The organism is Sodalis sp. RH21, from assembly GCF_047324175.1.
In the GTDB taxonomy this organism is placed as follows: domain Bacteria; phylum Pseudomonadota; class Gammaproteobacteria; order Enterobacterales; family Enterobacteriaceae; genus Acerihabitans.
This window is the reverse complement of the sequence record NZ_CP178732.1, coordinates 3,002,484-3,021,891: the sequence shown is the minus strand read 5'-3', so window position 1 is coordinate 3,021,891 and position 19,408 is coordinate 3,002,484. Positions and strand designations below refer to the sequence as shown.

Here is a 19,408-nt window from a genome sequence, read left to right as displayed (position 1 = left end):
CCGTATGGTTAAGCAATAAAGCTGCCAAAAAGCTGATAGCGCGTGCCGGGGTACAACAGGCGCGCCGAGGTCACCACCAATTTGCCGAACCAGGTGCGGCGGTGAATCAATAAACAGGGTTCGTTTTCCCCCAGTTGCAGCAGTTCGCGTTCCCGGGCACTGGCGTTAATCGCTTCGACCCGATGCTCGCCGGCGGTGAGCGGGGCGGCCTGGGTCAGGTAAAAATAGGGGGTGATACGGTTAAAATCCTGCTGCAAATAATCGGGCGCGGTCAGGGGATTGACGCAGCGATCTTCCAATTGCACCGCGATATCGTTTTCGTAATGCACAATCATCGAGTGAAACAGCTGCTGGCCGGGCTGGATGCCCAGGGACAATGCCTCCTCCCCCGTGGACTGGCGCGCCTCCAGGGTCAGCAGCTTGCTGCTGTGCCGGTGTCCCCTGGCGGCAATCTCGTCGGCGATATTGCGCACTTCGAGCAGGGCGGTTTGCGGTTTTAGCTCGGCGACAAAGGTGCCGACCCCCTGCATCCGCAGCAAATACCCTTCGCCGGTCAGCTCGCGCAGCGCCCGGTTAATGGTCATGCGGCTGACGCCCAGTTCGGCCACCAGTTCGCTTTCCGACGGAATGCGCTGATGGGGTTCCCAGGCGCCGGAACGTATCTGCTGTATGATAGCTTGTTTAACCCGCTGGTAAATCGGGGCGGGAGTGTCACTCATGATGGCGGAGAGCTGCGCCGCGGACTGCATTTCAGTCACGTTTCCAACCTCGATGAACGGGAGATAATAATAAAATAGTTTACTGTTCAATTCAGCGTATGTATATGTATAGACAAGTGGATAAGCATTTCATCTGGATGGACCCGCATTACCCTCTTTTCCATAACATTAACCGGAAACCGCCATGCCCGTCTATTTTGCCCCCCGAGCGCTGTTGGCGCAGGGTTGGACCGATAACGTCCTGCTGCATGTGAATCAACAAGGTCATCTCACCGCCGTGGAACCCCATGCCGACCCGCGCGGGGCCACGGTCCTGGCGGGGCCGGCGGTGCCCGCCATGCCCAATTTGCATTCCCACGCCTTCCAGCGCGCCATGGCCGGGCTGACCGAAACCTTCGGCGACCCGCAGGACAGCTTCTGGACCTGGCGCGATGTGATGTATCGCATGGTGCAGCGCCTGTCGCCGGATCAGGTCGGTATTATCGCCCGCCAGCTCTATATCGAAATGCTGAAAGGGGGCTATACCCAGGTGGCGGAGTTCCATTATTTGCATCACGGGCCGCAGGGGCAGGCTTACGCCAACCCGGCGGAAATGGCGTTGCACATCAGCGAAGCGGCGGCGCAAAGCGGCATCGGCCTGACGTTATTGCCGGTGCTATACAGCTACAGCGGGTTTGGCGCGCAGGCGGCTCAGCCGGGACAGCGCCGCTTTATCCAGGATACCGAGGGCTATTTACGCCAGCAGCAGGCGCTGGGCGCCCATATGGCCAAGGTTGAACATCAGCGACTGGGGCTGTGCTTCCACTCCCTGCGGGCGGTCACCGGCCAGCAAATCCAGGCGGTGCTGGCGGCGTCCGACGCGGACGCGCCGGTGCATATCCACGTGGCGGAGCAGCTAAAGGAGGTGGCGGACTGCGTCAGCTGGTCGGGGGCCAGACCGGTGCGGTGGCTGCTGGATCACGCGCCGGTGGATAGGCGCTGGTGCCTGATCCACGCCACCCATCTCGATGACGGTGAAATCAGCGCGCTGGCGCAAAGCGGCGCGGTGGCCGGGCTGTGCCCCACCACCGAGGCCAATCTGGGGGACGGCATTTTCCCGGCCGACGACTATCTGCGCCAGGGCGGACGCTGGGGCATCGGGTCGGATAGCCACGTGTCGCTAAACGTGGTGGAAGAACTGCGCTGGCTGGAGTATGGCCAGCGCCTGCGCGACCGGCGCCGCAACCGGCTGGCCGATGCGCGCCAGCCCTCGGTGGGGGATAACCTGTACCTGGGGGCGCTGCAAGGGGGCGCCCAGGCCTGCGGCGCGGCGCTCGGCCAATTGGCCGCGGGGCACCGCGCGGACTGGCTGGTGCTCGACGGCCAGGACCCTTATATCCAGGCCACCGCCGACGAAGCATTGCTCAATCGCTGGCTGTTCGCGGGCGGCCGGGGGCAAATCCGCGATGTGTTTGTCGCCGGCCGCCAGCTTATCAACGCGGGGCATCATCCTTTGGAACAGCAAAGCGCCCGGGATTTTGCCGCCGTATTGCGCGACCTGCGCCAGGACGCGTCATGAGCCGGGCGGGGCGGTTTGCGTACGACACCCTGCCCGTGAGCCGGTGGCGGAACGGGGGCGGAGAAACCCGGGAAATCATCAGTTGGCCGCCGGCGGAACAAGCCGCCGGGGAATTTGGCTGGCGGGCCAGTATCGCCACCCTCGATCGGGACGGCGATTTTTCGGCGTTTCCCGGTATCGATCGCATTATTACCCTGCTGGAGGGGCGCGGTGTGGAACTGCATAACGGCCGCGGCGCGACCCACGCACTGGTCAATCCCGGCCGGCCCTACGCTTTTGCCGGTGAAGACGCCGTAAGCGCCACGCTGTTGGGCGGGCCGAGCCGGGATTTCAATATCATGACCCGCCGGGGGGATTATCTGGCCGGAATGACGCGTATCGCCGGGGAGCAGATCCTGCCCGCCGGGAACAGCGGGGTGGTCTATGTGCTGGCCGGGCAGTGGCTTATTGACGGGGACGCGCCGCTGGAGGCGCGCCAGGGCATCTGGTGGCACGACCGTGCGCGGCCGCTGCGCCTGCAACCGGCGGACGCGCGGGGGATTGCGCTCTGGGCCGATATCCGCGGGCCAATGCGAGCTGGTGGTGCGTGACGCGCCATTATGGGTCATTGGCGGCACGGGACTTGGGCGGAGCGGGGGAGCCGATATGGGCCCCCCGCCGGGTAAAGCGCATACGGTATCTGCGGCACCGATCCTAAGCGGCGCAGGGGCGGGACGGAGAAAGGCGCCCGCCGGGACGAGCGCGCCCCGGCCGGGTTAATACGGCCGGGGTAATAAAGTGGCACAGGCTTTGCTTCTGTAAAGTGTCTTGTATAGACAAGAATATACAGTGCGCCCAAGTCGCCTTTCACCGTTTATTTTTTCCTGCAATTCACTCAGGAGTGGGATATGAGTAAGGTCCGTGCCAGTTCGTCAGTTTTCAGCCGCGTTTATCCCGTTACCCTGGCGTTGGGTTTAGTCTTCGCCGCTCCCGCCATGGCGGCGGATACGCCGGTGGCCATCGGGATCTCCGGCTGGACCGGTTTCGCCCCGCTGACCCTGGCGGACAAAGCGGGCATCTTTAAACGTCATGGACTCGACGTCTCCATGAAAATGATTCCGCAAAAAGATCGCCATCTGGCCATCGCCTCCGGTGATGTCCAGTGCGCCGCCACCACGGTGGAAACCTATATCTCCTGGAATGCCAACGGGGTGCCCATTACCCAGATTGTCCAGCTGGATAAATCCTTCGGCGCCGACGGTTTGGTGGTGCGCAATAATATCGACAGCATCAAAGCGCTGAAAGGCAAGACCATCGGGGTTGACGCGCCGGGCACGTCGCCCTATTTCGCGCTCGCCTGGATGCTGGATAAAAACGGCATGAGCCTGAAGGACGTCAAAACCACCACCCTTTCGCCGGAAGCCGCCGCCCAGTCATTTATTGCCGGCAGCAACGATGCCGCCATGACCTATGAACCTTATCTGTCCAGCGTGCGCCAGAATCCGGCCAAAGGGAAAATCCTGGCCACCACCCTGGATTATCCGATGGTCATGGATACCCTGGGCTGCACGCCCGCGTTTCTCAAGGAACATCCCCAGGCCGCCAAGGCGCTGGTGGACAGCTACTTCGATGCGCTGGACATGATTAGGCGGCAGCCGGATAAATCCAATGAAATCATGGGCGCGGCGGTGAAATCCTCCGGCAAGGAATTTGCCGAATCGGCCAGCTATCTGCGCTGGCAGGATCGTGAACAAAACCGCAAATTCTTCAGCGGCGAAATTGAAACCTTCAGCGACGAGGCGGCCAAATTGCTGCTGCAAATGAAGGTTATCCGCAAGATACCGGATATCAAGACCCTGTATGACGCCAGCTACGTTAATCAATAAGGACAGCGTGATGTCGGTCGGAAAAGATGTCCACGGCGGCGGAATCAAGGTACCCGCACCGCTGCCGGCGGCGAAAAAAGTGATGCATAACCCGCTGATGGTGCCCCTGCGCGGGGTATCAACCGGCCAGCGGTGGTTTCTCGGCATCGGATTTTTTGTCCTGTTTTTCGCGTTCTGGGCGCTGGCGACGTTCGGCGGCTGGGTGTCGCCGACGTTTTTGGCCGACCCCGTCACCATGGTACACGAAGGGTACCTGCTGTTTACCGAATACAACTTTTCGCTGGATATCGCCATGACGGTGATGCGGGTGCTGGGGGGCTTTATCCTGGCGGCGGTGCTGGCGGTGCCGCTGGGCATCATGATGGGCTCTTACAAATTAGTGGAAGCTTTTCTCGAACCCTTTGTCTCTTTTTGCCGTTATCTACCGGCTTCGGCGTTTATCCCGCTGCTGATTTTATGGGCCGGCATTGGTGAAATGCAGAAAATCCTGGTGATTTTTATCGGTTCGTTTTTCCAGATTGTGCTGATGATCGCCGTCACCGTCGGCGCCGCGCGCCGCGATTTGGTGGAGGCCGCTTATACCCTGGGCGCCTCCAATCACACTATCGTGCGCCGGGTGCTGATTCCCGGCGCGGCGCCGGAAATCGCCGAACTGCTGCGCCTGGTGCTCGGCTGGGCCTGGACCTATGTGATCGTCGCCGAACTTATCGGTTCGTCGAGCGGCATCGGCCATATGATCGTTGATAGCCAGGCGCTGCTCAATACCGGGCAGATTATTTTCGGCATTATCGTTATCGGCTGCATCGGGCTGATATCGGATTTTATTTTTAAAGCGGTAAACCGTCGTCTGTTTGCCTGGAGTAATGCCTTATGAACCACGGCAAATTGGCTATCCGGCAGGTTTCACGCATTTTCAGCGGCCCCAAGGGGCAGCAGACGCAAGCGTTGCTGCCCATCGATTATCGGGTGGAAGAAAATGATTTTATCACTATCCTCGGTCCTTCGGGCTGCGGTAAGTCCACCCTGCTGCGCATTATCGCCGGCCTGGATCAGCCCAGCGGCGGCGAAGTCTGGCTCGACGGCGGCCTGATCGACGGGCCGGGGGCGGACCGCGGCATGGTGTTTCAGAGCTATACCCTGTTTCCCTGGCTGACGGTAGAACAGAATATCTGCTTTGGCCTGCGCGAACGGGGGCTGGCTAAAGCCGCGCAGCGCGAACGCTGCGACTATTTTATCCACCAGGTGGGCCTGCGCGGGTTCGAACAGCATTTCCCGCGCCAATTGTCCGGCGGGATGCAGCAGCGCACCGCCATCGCCCGCGCGCTGGCCAACGATCCCAAAGTGCTGCTGATGGATGAACCTTTCGGCGCGCTGGACAATCAAACCCGGGTGCTGATGCAGGAATTACTGCTGAAAATCTGGGAGTCGTCACGTAAAACGGTGCTGTTTGTCACGCATGATATCGACGAAGCCATTTTCATGGCCAACAAGGTGGCTATTTTCAGCGCCCGGCCGGGCAGAATTAAAACCGAAGTCGCGGTAAACTTTCCGCATCCGCGGGATTATACCTTAAAGACTACGCCGGAATTCATGGCGCTAAAGGCGCGCGTCACCGAGGAGATCCGCAGCGAAACGCTGCGAGGCATGGATGATTAATGACGGAGCGGATAACACCAAACCAGGTGGAATATTGGACTCTTTTTACTTGTATAGACAGGAATAGATTATGTCATCTTCTGCAACATTTTTGCGCCCCTGCCGTTTAGTGCCGGGCGAAGTGGGCCTGGCGACGCTGAAGGCGATTTACCACGGCGAGGTGGAATTATCGCTGGATGACGGCGCCTGCGACGCGATTAACGCCGCCCAGCAAACCGTAGAGCAGATCCTCGCCACCGGCGAAGTGGTCTATGGCATCAACACCGGTTTTGGTAAGCTGGCGCAAACCCGGATTCCCGCCGAGCGCCTGGCGGAGTTGCAGCGTAATCTGGTGCTGTCGCACAGCGTCGGCACCGGCCAACTGCTGGACGACAATGTGGTGCGCCTGGTCATGGCCTGCAAAATCATCAGCCTGGCGCGCGGCCATTCGGGCATTCGCTTGTCCGTGGTGCAAGCCCTGCTGGCGTTATATAACGCGGGCGTGATGCCCTGCATCCCGGCCAAAGGTTCGGTGGGCGCCTCCGGCGATTTGGCCCCGCTGGCGCATTTGTCGCTGATGCTGATAGGCGAAGGCCAGGTACGGGTCAACGGGCGGTTGATGAGCGCGCCCGAGGGGCTGGCGCTGGCCGGGCTGGCCCCGGTTGAACTGGCGCCGAAAGAGGGGCTGGCCCTGTTGAACGGCACCCAGGTTTCCACCTCGCTGGCGCTGGTGGGCCTGTTTGAAGCCGAGCGTTCTTTCGCCGCCGGGCTGGTGGCCGGGGCGCTAACCCTGGAAGCCATCAAAGGCTCGGTCAAACCCTTTGATGCCCGTATCCACCAGGCGCGCGGGCAGGCCGGGCAAATCGCGGTGGCGGCATCGGTGTCCGCGCTGCTGGCCGGCAGCCAGATCGTCGTTTCCCATGCCGATTGCGGCCGGGTGCAGGACCCGTATTCCATCCGCTGCGTGCCGCAGGTGATGGGGGCGTGCCTGGATAATTTGCGATTCGCGGCGCGCACCCTGCAAATCGAGGCCAACGCCGCGTCCGATAATCCGCTGGTATTCACCGATAGCGGGGAAGTGATTTCGGGCGGTAATTTCCATGCCGAACCGGTGGCCTTCGCCGCGGATATTATCGCGCTGGCCATCGCCGAAATCGGCGCCATCTCGGAGCGCCGCCTGGCATTGCTGCTCGATACCGGCCTGTCGGGGCTGCCGCCGTTTCTGATTAACGAAGGGGGCGTCAATTCAGGATTTATGATCGCCCAGGTGACCGCGGCCGCCCTGGCGTCAGAAAATAAATCCCTGGCCCATCCCGCCAGCGTGGATAGCCTGCCCACCTCGGCCAACCAGGAAGATCATGTGTCGATGGCCACGTTCGCCGCCCGCCGGCTGGGGGATATGTGTTTTAACACCTCGGTGGTGGTGGGGATCGAAGCCATGGCCGCGGCGCAAGGCATTGATTTCAATCGGCCGCTGCGCAGCTCGGATCTGCTGGAACAGCAGTTGGCCGACATCCGCCGCCGGGTGGCTTTTTTGCCCAGCGATCGGCTGCTGGCGCCGGATATTGAAGCGATGCGTCTTTGGGTCGCCGAATTCAGCCTGCCAAACGCAGTGCAAACCTTGTTACCCAGCCACGCGCTCACGCTCTGATGAGAGAGGAATCCGTAATGAAAAATGATTTTAGCAATGCCGTCGCCCGGCCGGTCAGCGCACCGCGCGGCACCGAGCTGACCTGCAAGAACTGGCTGATCGAAGCGCCTTATCGCATGATCCAGAACAACCTCGATCCGGACGTGGCCGAACGTCCCGACGATCTGGTGGTGTACGGCGGCATCGGCAAAGCGGCCCGCAACTGGCCCTGTTTTGAAGCGATCCTCGCCAGCCTGCGGGAACTGAACGAAGATGAAACCCTGCTGGTGCAGTCGGGTAAACCGGTAGGGGTATTCCGCACGCATGTGGACGCGCCGCGCGTGATGATCGCCAATTCCAACCTGGTGCCCCATTGGGCCACCTGGGAGCATTTCCACGAGTTGGATCGTGCCGGATTGATGATGTACGGCCAGATGACCGCCGGCTCATGGATCTATATCGGCGCCCAGGGCATAGTCCAGGGCACCTTTGAAACCTTCGCCGAAGCCGGGCGCCAGCATTATGGCAACGATTTGCGCGGCAAATGGATACTTACCGCCGGCCTGGGCGGCATGGGCGGGGCGCAGCCGCTGGCCGGGGTGTTGGCCGGGGCCAGCGTGCTGGCCATCGAATGCCAGGAGTCGCGCATCGATTTCCGTTTACGCACCCGCTATCTCGATCGCAAGGCCTATGCCATCGATGAAGCGCTGGCGATGATTGAAGAAGCCGGCGCCAAAGGCGAGGCGATATCCGTCGGGCTGCTGGGCAATGCGGCCGAAATCATGCCTGAATTGGCCAAACGCGCCGCCGCGGGCGGGGCCCGTCCGCATATCGTCACCGACCAGACCTCGGCCCATGACCCGCTCAACGGTTATCTGCCGGCCGGCTGGAGCCTGGATAAATGGAATGCCGCCAAGCTGGCGGACCCGCAAAGCGTGATCGCCGCCGCACGGCAATCCATGGCCGTACATGTCGAGGCCATGCTGGCATTCCATGAAATGGGCGTGCCGACCGTGGATTACGGTAATAATATCCGCCAGGTGGCGTTTGACGAAGGGGTGGCCAACGCCTTTGATTTCCCCGGTTTTGTTCCGGCCTATATCCGACCGCTGTTTTGCGAAGGCAAAGGGCCGTTTCGCTGGGTAGCGCTCTCCGGCGACCCGGAAGATATCTACAAAACCGATGCTAAACTCAAAGAGCTGTTTCCGGACAATACGTTGTTGCATAACTGGCTGGATATGGCCCGGGAACGCATCGCCTTCCAGGGGCTGCCGGCGCGTATATGCTGGCTGGGCCTGGGTGAACGGCATCTCGCCGGCCTGGCGTTTAACGAAATGGTGCGCACCGGCGAGCTGAAAGCGCCCATCGTGATCGGCCGCGATCATTTGGACTGCGGTTCGGTGGCCTCGCCGAACCGTGAAACCGAAGCGATGAAGGACGGTTCGGACGCGGTTTCCGACTGGCCGCTGCTTAATGCGCTGCTCAGCACCGCGGGCGGCGCCACCTGGGTCAGCCTGCATCACGGCGGCGGGGTCGGCATGGGCTTTTCACAGCATGCTGGCATGGTCATTGTCTGCGACGGCAGCGAAAAAGCCGACGAACGCCTGGCGCGGGTGCTGTGGAACGATCCGGCCACCGGCGTTATGCGTCATGCGGATGCCGGTTATCCCGAAGCTATCGCCTGTGCGGAAAAATATGGGCTTAAACTCCCGATGATCCTCTAAGGCTTCATCCCCCGGCTTTTTTACGGGTAAACAGCACGACCGATAAAATAATCAACGCAGCGCCGGCCATCATTCTGAGCGTCGGCTGCTCGTTGAACCACCACCAGGCAAAGGCGATGGCGTATACCGGTTCCAGGGCGAAAAAAACCGCCGCGGCCCTGGCCTTCACGAACCGCAGGCTGGTCACCATCAGGCTGTGGGCCACCCCGGTGCAAAATATTCCCAGCAGGGCCAGGTAAAACCAGTCGGCAAGCGTAGCGGACCTTATCTCGCCCAGGGCGAAAGGCAACATCAGCAGGCAGATAAAACCATTTTGCAATAAGGCCACCTGCACCGGCCGGATGTTTACGGCGGTAATCCGGTTGCATACGATCAATAGCGCCAGCAGCGCGCCGGAAAGAATGCCCCATAAAAAACCGCGGGTGTTTGCGCTGCCAAAATCAAATGACGGACAAACCAATACCAGCCCCAGGCAAATGACGCTGATTAAGCCGATTTCGCGCGCGGTGATGCGCTCTTTAAATCCCAGGCTCTCAAACAGGGTGGTAAAAGCCGGGAAACTGGCGAAACCCAGGGTGGCGATGGCCACGCCCGCCGCTTTGACGGAAATAAAAAACGTCAGCCAATGTCCCGCCAAAATAAGGCCGGCAATGACAATCAGCCTCAGACCTTTGGCATGCAGGCGCTCCCAGCGAAAATTTTTGCTGCTCAGCATTAACAATGCCAGGGCCAGCAAGGCAAACAGCGAGCGGCCGAATACGATAAATGTGGGGGAGGTGGCGATCACCTTGCCGAGAATACCGGAGAGTCCAAAAAAAAACGCGGCGATATTCAGCGCGATTAACGCGTGTCGTTTATTCATTAAGCTGGCCGGATAATCCGATTTTAACCACGGGGTATGGCTATGCTGCCTGTCAGCGAGCTGTTTTAACAGGTTTTTTTAATCTATTTCCCACCGGTCGGCCACCGGGCGGGAGGCGGCTGCTATGCTTAAGGGCGATAAGATGCTTTTACGGGGATGAGTTATGAATACGCATATTCCTGCCGCGGTTTATCGCAAAATTGATCCCAATGCGTGGCGGCGGATATTGGTGGTGGGTGACCTGCACGGTTGTTACGATTTACTCCAGGACAAGCTGGCCCAGCACGCATTTGATACGCAGCAGGACCTGCTGGTTTCCGTCGGTGATTTAATCGACCGCGGGCCCAAAAATCTGCAATGTCTGGAATTGCTGCGGCAACCCTGGTTCTGCGCCGTGCGCGGCAATCACGAACAAATGGCCATCGATGCGCTGCAATCGGGCGACGGCGGCTTATGGCTGGCCAACGGCGGCCGCTGGTTTCTACGCCTGGACGACGACGAACAGCGGCGCGCGCGGGCGCTGATTGCCGAATGCGCGGATTTACCGCTGGTGATCGATATTCCCATGGCCGACCGGCATATCGTGGTGGCCCATGCGGATTATCCGCTGGACAGTTATGGCTTTGACCGGGCGGTGGCGCAAGAGGATCTGTTATGGAGCCGTCAGCGCATCAACCGCAACCAGCGGGGACGGGGCGCCCCCATCAAGGGCGCGACGCATTTCTTCTTTGGCCATACGCCCCTCGATCGGATCAGGCATTATTTTAATCAATTTTATATTGATACCGGCGCGGTGTTCGGCGGATCGCTGAGCGTCATCGAACTCAATACGCTGCCGGTATAACGCAACAGGCGCTTTGGTTCCTTTTTTTACCCGCCGCCGGCTTTTTTCCGTGATTTTTCCGCGTTATGCCGCTCAGTGTCTATAATTATACTGGTTTTTGGTTTTACCCATGCCAATGGGTAATGTTGAGATAAATGAAGCGATAAAAGGATATCCTATGTTCTCCAGTAAGAAGGCGCGCGATCGGGCCGAAGATGTGCAAGAGACGGTCCAGCAACTGGGTGAGGATATGTATAGTGGCGTACGGCAGGCAGCCGGGCAATCCTGTACCTGGGCGAAAAATAATCCTTGGGTGGCGATTGGCGTAGGTTCTTTAGTTGGCTTATTAGCGGGTATCTATTTAACCGGCAAAAAAGGAGATTAACGATGGGCATTTTATCCTGGATTATCTTTGGGCTAATCGCCGGCATCATTGCCAAATGGCTCATGCCCGGCAGGGACGGCGGTGGTTTTATCATCACTATCATCCTGGGTGTCATCGGTGCGGTGGTCGGCGGCTATATCAGTACGTTCTTCGGTTATGGCCGGGTGGATGGGTTCAACTTCGGCAGCTTTGTGGTGGCGGTGATCGGCGCCATTGTGGTGCTGTGGATCTATCGTCTGGTACGCAGATAAGCTCTCCCTGATACTTTGATGCTGTCCTGAATTCTGTTCAGGGTAGCGCAGCGCATCCCGCATGATTGGCCCTCGGGCTACCATCGGGATGCTTTCAACCAAGCCTCGGTATATAAATTATATTGCATGATATCACGCGTTGGCGGCCGCCGATGACGCTCCCATGGTTAATTTAAATTAAGCGATTTAAATTAAGCAATTGATATTACGTAATAGCCATAAACACCGTATCGGTTTATCGCCATGCCGGCGCGGGTGGCTTATATCATAGCCTTGCACTCGGTGCGATATCCGTTAATGGCGGGTAGGCGCCGGGCGTACAAAGTATAGTAGTAGCGATTGGTGTAATGCTATTCACTAACTAAAGCCTTATTATTTATCCCTCCAGCTATGTCGTAAAATAATGAATATTTTTTATGTTTTCCTCCCGCTGAATTTTTGCTTTATAAATATTTTTTTGTTTATGCCTGGTTCGTGATATTTTCATCATGATCTTTGCTATGGTGATCCAAGATACTGCTTGCGTAATACTGTCTTGAACTGGCCGGCGACCGGGGCGCCGCTATAGGTGACTATGGCCGAATGCCACGGCATAAAAGCCATTTCCTAAAAGGCCTTTTATAAAAAAACGATCGGGTTCTGTTCAGGTTAAAAATAATGATCTCTTACGGTAGAAGTTTATTAATGAAACCATAGCTTTCATTTTACATTAATCATTAAGCTTCTGGCGTCGTTATAGTTTATCCAAAGATTACTTTGATTGCTAATTAGTCATGATGAGTGTTTGTAATGCTAATAATAAATCAACTCCATAACCATTTTATTCGTTATTTATCGGCGGCCCGGATCAACCCCGTGCCGGCCCGGGGGTATAACATTCGTCATGAATTATTATGAGGATTGCGTCTATGACAACAAACCGTATTGCGTTTATTGCCGCCCGGCGTAGGTATGCCTATATTACCGGACGTAACCACACATTGCCGGTGTTCCGCCGCTGCGTCGCCTGGGCTATTATCGCGGTTCAATTGGCCCTGCCGCTAAGCCTGGCGTTTACCCCCGCGCTGGCGGTCGGCAGATCGCCATTTTCTCAGCCCGCACCGCAATTACAATATGGCGGCAATACCTTATCCATCCCCGACGCGGCGACATATCCGGCTGACACGGGCCAGGGAAGCGCCTCGGATATGGCCCGCTCCAGCGCCCTTGGCGCGGCGGGCCAAGCCGGCCAGCAATGGCTCAGCCAGTTCGGCACCGCCAGGGTGCAACTGAATCTGGATAAGGATTTTAAGTTGGATAATAGCGCGGTGGATCTGTTGGCGCCGCTGTATGACCGTCCCGCATTCACCCTGTTTACCCAGTTGGGAATACGCAACAAAGACAGCCGGAACACGGTGAATGCGGGGGGCGGGGTGCGCACGCAACTGGGCAACTGGCTGTACGGCGTCAATACCTTTTACGATTATGATATGACCGGCCATAACCGCCGCCTGGGAGCGGGGGCGGAGGCCTGGACGGATAATCTCAAATTATCGGCCAACGGCTATTTTGGCCTGACCGACTGGCATCAGTCCCGTGATTTCGCCGACTATGACGAGCGGCCGGCCAACGGTTACGATCTGCGCGCCGAGGCCTGGCTACCTTCCTACCCGCAATTGGGCGGCAAACTCATGTTTGAGCAATACCGCGGAGATAACGTGGCGCTATTCGGTAAAGATGATCGCCAAAAAGATCCCTATGCGCTAACCGTTGGGATCGGCTACACGCCGATTCCGCTGTTGACGCTGGCGGGTGAACACCGGCTGGGCAAAGGCAGCGTTAACGATACCAGCATTATTTTTCAGCTGAATTATCGCCTCGGCGCCTCATGGGACGCGCAGATCGACCCCGGCCAGGTAGCCCTTGCCCGCACCTTGGCGGGCAGCCGGCTGGACCTGGTGGAACGCAATAATAATATCGTGCTGGATTACCGCCGGCAGGAGACTATTCGCCTAAGCCTGCCGGGGCAGCTTACCGGCGCCCCGGGGCAGACCTTGACAATCGCGGCACAGGTTACGTCCAGCCACGGATTCGACCGGCTAGCGTGGGACAGCGCCGAGCTGTTGGCCGCCGGCGGGACGGTGTCGCAAACGGCCGCAGGGAGCCTGGCGGTGATTTTACCGCCTTATCGCTATACGCGCGCGGCGGATAATAGCTATACCCTAAGCGCGGTCGCCTATGACAGCCGGGGCAATGCGTCGAATCGGGCCGCTACCGTGATTACCGTGACCGCGCCGCATATCGTCGCCATCGCCGACTTCAGCGTGCTGGACAATGATGCGCGGGCCGATGGCGTCTCCGCCAATCGCGTTCAGGTTAAAGTGGTTGACGGAGGCGGCAATCCGCTGCCCGGCCAGGAGGTAATATTTACCGCCAGCAACGGCGCCAGGATTTTGACGCCCAGCGTGAGCACCGACCAGCAGGGTCTGGCGCAAGCCGCGCTGACCCATACCGCCGCGGGCACGATTACGGTCACGGCCAGGGTGGGCGGCGAAACGCGGCAAGCGTATACCCGGTTCCTGGCCCCGGATGCCCAGGGTTTTACCACCGCCGTCGAACTATTGACCACCGGCGCCAAAACCGCCGACGGCCAGGACGCGCATCAGATCAAAATTACGGTACGCGACGGTGCGGGCAACCCCGCGGCCGGACAGGAAGTGACCCTGACTGCGGATAATCAGGGGCAGGTTACGCCGGCCGCCGGCAAGACCGACGCGCAGGGCGCGCTTATCGCGCGGGTGACCAATACTATGGCCGGGACGGTTATCGTCACCGCCGCGGTGGATGGGGTGGACAAAACCAGCCCGGCGCTGAATTTCGTTGCCGGCGAAGCATCGTCAGCCAATAGCGCCCTTGAGCTGTTAACCGCGGGGGATAAAATTGCCAACGGCAGCGACGCCCATCGGGTGAGGATTACGCTACGCGACCGCTTCAATAACCCGGTTGCGGGACAGGAGGTGGCCTTCAGCGCCGATAACGGCGCGCGGTTGACGCCTGCCGCCGCTGCTACCGGCGCGGACGGTACGCTGGTAAGCGAGGTGACCACGACGCTGGCCTCGACGGTTATCGCGCGGGCCGCCGTGGCCGGATTCAGTAAAACCACCGGGGCCATGCAGTTTGTCGCCGGGCCGCCGGATGAAGCCGCGTCGGAATTTGTCTTGCTGAACCCAAACCCTATCCCCGCCACGGGTAAGAATTTCCACAGTTTCCGGTTGGTGGTGCGCGATGCTTACCGTAATCCGATACAGGGATTGTCGGTGTCCTTGATCGCTGACAATGGCGCCGTGGTCTCCAATAGTCCGATAATTACCCAGGCCGGGGGCGACACCATATTTGTAAGCTCGCTGACGCCGGGCATCGCCCATGTTACCGCGCAGGCGGGCGATTTCAGCATAGTCAGCCCTGCCATGATATTCAGTGTCCCGAGCAGTGACCCAGGGGAGGAATGACGCCGCGGCGCCGTTCCCTGGCCGGGATAACGCGCCGGTCAGGGGGTCGTATCAAGTGCAGTGTTATCAAGGACGACATTATCCAGGGCCCGCAGGTGGCGTTCCTGCCAGGACAATGTTACCGCGCTGCCCGCCCGCCAATCGGGGTTCATGTCGGCGGCGCTCAGCTTCACCATGAAATCGGGCTGTCCCGCCACTTCAGCGATCATGCGGATATGGTCGCCCAAATAAATAAACTGCGCGATGCGCGCGCTGATTTGCCCCGATCCGGGCGGCAGCTCGGCCGGTGGGACATCCACCCGTACGCGTTCGGGGCGGATACATAACATAATCCTGCGGCCCGGCGAACTGGGCCGCACTTTCAGCGCCCGTAACACGGTACCGTCATCGAGCGTGGCCCGATAATAATCGCCTTCGCTGCCGGACTGGGTGGCCGACAGGCTGTTGTTCTCGCCGATAAACTGCGCGACAAACGTATTTTGCGGTTCTTCATACAGCTTACTGGGGCTGTTGATCTGCTGGATAATGCCGTCGTTGAACACCGCCACCCGATCCGACATGGTCATGGCTTCGCTTTGGTCGTGGGTTACATATACAATGGTTAATTCCAGCGCTTGATGCAACGCTTTGATTTCCATCTGCATATGCTCGCGCAGCTGTTTATCCAGCGCGCCCAGCGGCTCATCCATCAAGACCAGCTTCGGTTCGAATACCAATGCCCGCGCCAGCGCCACGCGCTGCTGCTGCCCGCCGGACATCTGGGCGGGATACCGGTTCGCCAGTTCGGTCAGTTTGACCCGGTCCAGCACCCGGTCGACTTTTTCTTTGATATCGCTGCGGTTCATGCGGCGGATGGATAAAGGAAACGCCAGGTTTTCCGCCACGGTCATATGGGGAAACAGCGCATAGTTCTGGAACACCATGCCGATATCCCGCTGGTGGGGCGGCAGATGGTGCAGCGGTTGGCCGTGCAGGTAAATTTCCCCCTGGGTCGGGGTTTCAAAGCCTGCCAGCATCATCAGGCTGGTGGTTTTTCCCGAGCCGGACGGGCCCAGGAGCGTCAGAAATTCTCCTTCGGCTATATCCAGATTCAGGTTTTTAACGACCAGTTTGTCGCCATCGTAGGTTTTCTGAATATTCTTGAAACTGACATAGCTTTTCATCGTAAAACTTCACCTCTTCGCGGCATCCAGGAACAAGGCTGCAGGGCATGGGATGACCTGGCCGTCTGCCTGTGGATAAAAGACCGTTACGGAAACAAGATCCTGTTAATGGGAGTTAAGCAGGCGCAGATGTTTGCCGACGAGGTTATGGCACGGATTATGCAGTGCCTGATAGGACGGTCTGTTTTCCGCCCCTGAAGTTTCTATCTTTAGCACTTCCGGTGCGAGGGGACAAGGGATTTCAGCGTCAATCAGGCATTTTTTTGGAGTTGATAAATTCTTGTCAACTCAATGAATTCTATTGTGTTTTTACCGACAAATATTTATGCCGAGGCGGCGGCGGGGCATATCCCGGCCCGCAGGCGGCGGAGTGATGTTTCCTACACCGCCACGCACCAAAACCAGGCAAACCTTTCCCGGCTAGCGGGACGGCCCCTGCGCCCGCAGGCAGGCCAGCAAGGTCATAAACGCCGGTTCGATCAGGCTCTCCTCCACGCAGGCATACCCCAGCAACAGCCCCTTTTTATGATGGGCGGTCAGATAATAGGTGGACAGCGGACGCACATATACCCCCGCGGCGTCCGCCGCCAGGGCCACCTGCACATCGTCGGTTTCATCGGGCAGCGACATCACCAGGTGCAGTCCGGCGTTGCTATCGTCGCGCAGGGCGTCCGCTCCCAGATACTGCAAAATCAGGCGGCTAAGTATCAATCGCCGCTTGCCATACAGCAGCCGCATGCGCCGGATATGGGACGCATAATGGCCTTCGGCGATAAACTGCGCCAGGGCCAGCTGGGTAATCCAATGCCCCCCGCGGTACAGCTCCGCATGGGCCAGCCGCATTTCGGCGGCCAGCGTATCGGGCAGCACCATATAACTGATGCGCAATCCCGGATACAGCGTCTTGCTAAAGGTGCCGATGTAAATCACCGGCGCATGGGGGATTAAACTTTGCAGGGCCGGAATCGGATTGCCGGAAAAACGGAATTCACTGTCGTAATCATCTTCGATCACCCAGGCGTCATGTTCCTGTGCCTGGGCCAGCAGGCGCTGGCGCCGCTGCAGGCTCATGACCGCGCCGGTGGGATATTGATGTGACGGCGTCACGCATATCAAGCGCGGCCCGGCGCCGCTTATCACCGTTTCCGGCGGGTTCAGGCCTTGGCCGTCGACGCTGATGGGCACCACTTCGACGCCGTTAATGGTCAGCACATTGCGCATTCCCCAGTAACTGGGTTCCTCGATCCAGGCGCGATCGCCGGGATTGCACAGCATTTTGGCCAGCAGGTCGATGGCCTGATGGGTGCCCTCGGTAATGATAATTTGCGCCGGCGTACAGTTAACCGACCGCGCCACCCGCAGGTAATCCACCAGGGCTTGTTGTAATTCCGGACTGCCGCCCATGCGCGAATAAGTTAAATAGTCAGGCTTGATGCGGCGTATCAGCCGCGAATGAATCCGCCGCCACAGGCTATGGGGAAAACTGGAAACATCCGGTACCCCCGGCGCAAATGCGCCCCACTGGTGGGGGGAGACGCCGGCCCGGCCCAGCAGATGCGCGCCCCGGTCCGACAGCTCATCCGCCGCCAGGCGGCGGCTGGCCGGCTGCTGGTCCTGTACCGGCGCCATGGCGCCGTCGGGCATATGGTCGGTGACAAAGGTTCCGCTGCCGGCGCGGGTAAACAGGTACCCTTCGGCCAGCAGTTGTTCATAGGCGGCGCTGACGGTATTGCGCGACAGCGACAGCTCTTCCGCCAGGTCGCGCGTCGGCGGTAAACGGCTGCCGGGGCCAATGCTGCCGCCAAGGATCGCCAGGCGGATACAGTCATATAAACGCCGGTGCAGCGGGCCTTCGGTCCGGGCGCAAAGATGTTGCAGCAGCATATCGGTTAATAGTGAACGCAATTGGCACCTTCATTTTTTTAAAACTGGCACTGGATTATAGAGCCACAAAGCGGATAAATAGCAATGGGAGTTAAGTATGGGTGAGTCGTACCGCATTTTATGCCGCATGTATTCGGGAGAAAGCAGCATGAACAATAGCGAATTAAATCAACGTCGTTTGTCCGCCACGCCGCGGGGCGTCGGGGTCATGTGTGATTTTTATGCCGCCCGCGCGGAAAATGCCACGCTGTGGGACGTCGAAGATCGGGCGTTTACCGATTTTGCCGCCGGGATCGCCGTACTCAATACCGGCCACCGTCACCCGAAAATCGTCGCCGCCATTAAAGCGCAGCTGGAACTGTTTACCCATACCGCCTATCAAATTGTCCCTTACGGCAATTATGTTACCCTGGCGGAAAAGCTCAACGCCAGGGTGCCCGTGGCCGGCACGGTAAAAAGCACCTTGTTCAGCACCGGTGCCGAAGCGGTGGAAAACGCGGTTAAAATCGCCCGCGCATACACCAAACGCCCCGGCATCATCACCTTTGGCGGCGCGTTCCACGGCCGCACCCTGTTGACCCTGGCGCTCACCGGCAAAGTGGCCCCTTATAAATTGGGGTTCGGCCCGCTGCCCGGCCAGATCTTCCATGCGTCCTATCCTAATGCGCTGCACGGCGTTTCCGTCGCGCAGGCCTTGGCCAGCATCGACAGCCTGTTTCATACCGATATCAGCCCGGATCAAGTGGCTGCGATTTTGTTCGAGCCGATCCAGGGCGAGGGCGGATTTAATATCGCCCCTAATGAATTTATCGTCGCGCTGCGTCAATTGTGCGATCGGCACGGCATTTTATTGATCGCCGATGAAGTCCAGAGCGGCTTTGCCCGCACCGGCAAAATGTTCGCCATGGATCACTGCCCGCAGGTGAAAGTCGATCTGATCACCATGGCCAAAAGCCTGGGCGGCGGCATTCCCATCTCCGCCGTGGCCGGCCGCGCCGACGTGATGGATGCGCCGGCCCCCGGCGGTCTGGGGGGAACCTATGCCGGCAATCCTCTGGCGGTGGCCTCGGCCCTGGCGGTGCTGGAAGTGATCGACGAAGAACAGCTGTGCGCCCGCGCCCAGCGCTTGGGCGGTCACCTGGTGGAAGTGCTGCAACAGGCCCGCGCGTCCTGTCCCGCCATTGCCGCGATCCGCGGCCAGGGTTCCATGGTGGCGGTGGAGTTCGCCGAGCCGGCGACCGGCAAGCCGGATGCGCAATACGCCAAAAAAATTCAGCAACAAGCGCTGGAGAACGGATTGCTACTGCTTACCTGCGGCGTGCATGGCAACGTTATTCGGTTTCTCTATCCGCTCACTATTCCCGACGATCAATTCACCGCGGCCCTGGATCTGCTGAGCCGGCTACTGAAGTCATAAAATA

General features: G+C 59.0%; 16 protein-coding genes. 12 read left to right on the top strand and 4 right to left on the bottom strand.

Annotation, left to right across the window (positions count from 1 at the left end; all coding sequences use genetic code 11):
• Positions 1 to 8: 8 nt before the first annotated feature.
• Positions 9 to 749 (bottom strand): histidine utilization repressor, encoded by a 741-nt coding sequence (gene hutC / locus ACL2XP_RS13845; RefSeq protein WP_413739154.1) that lies wholly within the window; start codon positions 747 to 749, stop codon positions 9 to 11.
• Positions 750 to 903: 154 nt separating this feature from the next.
• Here hutC and ACL2XP_RS13840 point away from each other — a divergent pair, with 154 nt between their 5' ends.
• The 7 genes from ACL2XP_RS13840 (at position 904) to hutU (ending at position 9,131) form a co-directional block, all read left to right on the top strand.
• Positions 904 to 2,277: a formimidoylglutamate deiminase gene (locus tag ACL2XP_RS13840; protein WP_413733365.1), complete on the top strand. Its 1,374-nt coding sequence runs from the start codon at positions 904 to 906 to the stop codon at positions 2,275 to 2,277.
• The gene (locus tag ACL2XP_RS13835; protein ID WP_413733364.1) at positions 2,274 to 2,867 is read left to right on the top strand and encodes a HutD family protein; all 594 of its coding nucleotides are present in this window, start codon (positions 2,274 to 2,276) and stop codon (positions 2,865 to 2,867) included. Before ACL2XP_RS13840 ends, ACL2XP_RS13835 begins: the two co-directional genes overlap by 4 nt.
• 297 nt (positions 2,868 to 3,164) lie before the next feature.
• Positions 3,165 to 4,142 (top strand): ABC transporter substrate-binding protein, encoded by a 978-nt coding sequence (locus ACL2XP_RS13830; RefSeq protein ID WP_413733363.1) that lies wholly within the window; start codon positions 3,165 to 3,167, stop codon positions 4,140 to 4,142.
• Between the two features lie 97 nt (positions 4,143 to 4,239).
• A complete protein-coding gene (locus ACL2XP_RS13825; RefSeq protein WP_413739153.1) occupies positions 4,240 to 5,016 on the top strand; it encodes an ABC transporter permease in 777 nt (258 codons plus the stop codon).
• Positions 5,013 to 5,798, top strand: a complete 786-nt coding sequence (locus ACL2XP_RS13820) for an ABC transporter ATP-binding protein (RefSeq protein ID WP_413733362.1) — start codon at positions 5,013 to 5,015, stop codon at positions 5,796 to 5,798. The genes ACL2XP_RS13825 and ACL2XP_RS13820 overlap by 4 nt, the downstream gene beginning before the upstream one ends.
• Before the next feature lie 70 nt (positions 5,799 to 5,868).
• The gene (gene hutH / locus ACL2XP_RS13815; RefSeq protein ID WP_413733361.1) at positions 5,869 to 7,428 is read left to right on the top strand and encodes a histidine ammonia-lyase; all 1,560 of its coding nucleotides are present in this window, start codon (positions 5,869 to 5,871) and stop codon (positions 7,426 to 7,428) included.
• 17 nt (positions 7,429 to 7,445) lie between these two features.
• The gene (gene hutU / locus ACL2XP_RS13810; RefSeq protein WP_413733360.1) at positions 7,446 to 9,131 is read left to right on the top strand and encodes a urocanate hydratase; all 1,686 of its coding nucleotides are present in this window, start codon (positions 7,446 to 7,448) and stop codon (positions 9,129 to 9,131) included.
• A 4-nt stretch (positions 9,132 to 9,135) separates the two neighbouring features.
• On the opposite strand, the gene ACL2XP_RS13805 is transcribed toward hutU, so the two are convergent.
• A complete protein-coding gene (locus ACL2XP_RS13805) occupies positions 9,136 to 9,993 on the bottom strand; it encodes a DMT family transporter (protein ID WP_413733359.1) in 858 nt (285 codons plus the stop codon).
• 163 nt (positions 9,994 to 10,156) lie between these two features.
• On the opposite strand from ACL2XP_RS13805, the gene ACL2XP_RS13800 reads away from it, so the two are divergent.
• The 4 genes from ACL2XP_RS13800 (at position 10,157) to ACL2XP_RS13785 (ending at position 14,940) form a co-directional block, all read left to right on the top strand.
• Positions 10,157 to 10,837 carry a metallophosphoesterase gene (locus ACL2XP_RS13800; RefSeq protein ID WP_413733358.1) on the top strand — a complete coding sequence of 227 codons (681 nt, stop codon included), beginning with the start codon at positions 10,157 to 10,159 and terminating at the stop codon, positions 10,835 to 10,837.
• Between the two features lie 109 nt (positions 10,838 to 10,946).
• Positions 10,947 to 11,201, top strand: a complete 255-nt coding sequence (locus ACL2XP_RS13795; protein WP_413733357.1) for a DUF883 family protein — start codon at positions 10,947 to 10,949, stop codon at positions 11,199 to 11,201.
• 2 nt (positions 11,202 to 11,203) lie between these two features.
• A complete protein-coding gene (locus tag ACL2XP_RS13790) occupies positions 11,204 to 11,452 on the top strand; it encodes a GlsB/YeaQ/YmgE family stress response membrane protein (protein ID WP_413733356.1) in 249 nt (82 codons plus the stop codon).
• Positions 11,453 to 12,360: 908 nt separating this feature from the next.
• Complete coding sequence (locus ACL2XP_RS13785) at positions 12,361 to 14,940, top strand: inverse autotransporter beta domain-containing protein (protein WP_413733355.1); 2,580 nt, start codon at positions 12,361 to 12,363, stop codon at positions 14,938 to 14,940.
• Positions 14,941 to 14,978: 38 nt separating this feature from the next.
• Here the strand turns inward: ACL2XP_RS13785 and ACL2XP_RS13780 are convergent, their stop codons facing one another.
• Together ACL2XP_RS13780 and ACL2XP_RS13775 are read right to left on the bottom strand one after the other, a co-directional pair.
• Positions 14,979 to 16,103, bottom strand: coding sequence for an ABC transporter ATP-binding protein (locus tag ACL2XP_RS13780; protein WP_413733354.1), 1,125 nt, complete (start codon positions 16,101 to 16,103; stop codon positions 14,979 to 14,981).
• A gap of 420 nt (positions 16,104 to 16,523) precedes the next feature.
• Entirely contained in the window at positions 16,524 to 18,008 is a 1,485-nt protein-coding gene (locus tag ACL2XP_RS13775) for a PLP-dependent aminotransferase family protein (protein ID WP_413733353.1), read from the bottom strand.
• Between the two features lie 127 nt (positions 18,009 to 18,135).
• Here ACL2XP_RS13775 and ACL2XP_RS13770 point away from each other — a divergent pair, with 127 nt between their 5' ends.
• Positions 18,136 to 19,404 (top strand): 4-aminobutyrate--2-oxoglutarate transaminase, encoded by a 1,269-nt coding sequence (locus ACL2XP_RS13770; RefSeq protein WP_413733352.1) that lies wholly within the window; start codon positions 18,136 to 18,138, stop codon positions 19,402 to 19,404.
• Positions 19,405 to 19,408 lie beyond the last annotated feature (4 nt).

Bases quoted from the DNA above. Each gene is read 5' to 3' on its own strand.
- hutC (WP_413739154.1), bottom strand. From the start codon at position 749: ATGCAGTCCGCGGCGCAGCTCTCCGCCATCATGAGTGACACTCCCGCC.
- ACL2XP_RS13840 (WP_413733365.1), top strand. From the start codon at position 904: ATGCCCGTCTATTTTGCCCCCCGAGCGCTGTTGGCGCAGGGTTGGACC.
- ACL2XP_RS13835 (WP_413733364.1), top strand. From the start codon at position 2,274: ATGAGCCGGGCGGGGCGGTTTGCGTACGACACCCTGCCCGTGAGCCGG.
- ACL2XP_RS13830 (WP_413733363.1), top strand. From the start codon at position 3,165: ATGAGTAAGGTCCGTGCCAGTTCGTCAGTTTTCAGCCGCGTTTATCCC.
- ACL2XP_RS13825 (WP_413739153.1), top strand. From the start codon at position 4,240: ATGGTGCCCCTGCGCGGGGTATCAACCGGCCAGCGGTGGTTTCTCGGC.
- ACL2XP_RS13820 (WP_413733362.1), top strand. From the start codon at position 5,013: ATGAACCACGGCAAATTGGCTATCCGGCAGGTTTCACGCATTTTCAGC.
- hutH (WP_413733361.1), top strand. From the start codon at position 5,869: ATGTCATCTTCTGCAACATTTTTGCGCCCCTGCCGTTTAGTGCCGGGC.
- hutU (WP_413733360.1), top strand. From the start codon at position 7,446: ATGAAAAATGATTTTAGCAATGCCGTCGCCCGGCCGGTCAGCGCACCG.
- ACL2XP_RS13805 (WP_413733359.1), bottom strand. From the start codon at position 9,993: ATGAATAAACGACACGCGTTAATCGCGCTGAATATCGCCGCGTTTTTT.
- ACL2XP_RS13800 (WP_413733358.1), top strand. From the start codon at position 10,157: ATGAATACGCATATTCCTGCCGCGGTTTATCGCAAAATTGATCCCAAT.
- ACL2XP_RS13795 (WP_413733357.1), top strand. From the start codon at position 10,947: ATGCCAATGGGTAATGTTGAGATAAATGAAGCGATAAAAGGATATCCT.
- ACL2XP_RS13790 (WP_413733356.1), top strand. From the start codon at position 11,204: ATGGGCATTTTATCCTGGATTATCTTTGGGCTAATCGCCGGCATCATT.
- ACL2XP_RS13785 (WP_413733355.1), top strand. From the start codon at position 12,361: ATGACAACAAACCGTATTGCGTTTATTGCCGCCCGGCGTAGGTATGCC.
- ACL2XP_RS13780 (WP_413733354.1), bottom strand. From the start codon at position 16,103: ATGAAAAGCTATGTCAGTTTCAAGAATATTCAGAAAACCTACGATGGC.
- ACL2XP_RS13770 (WP_413733352.1), top strand. From the start codon at position 18,136: ATGAACAATAGCGAATTAAATCAACGTCGTTTGTCCGCCACGCCGCGG.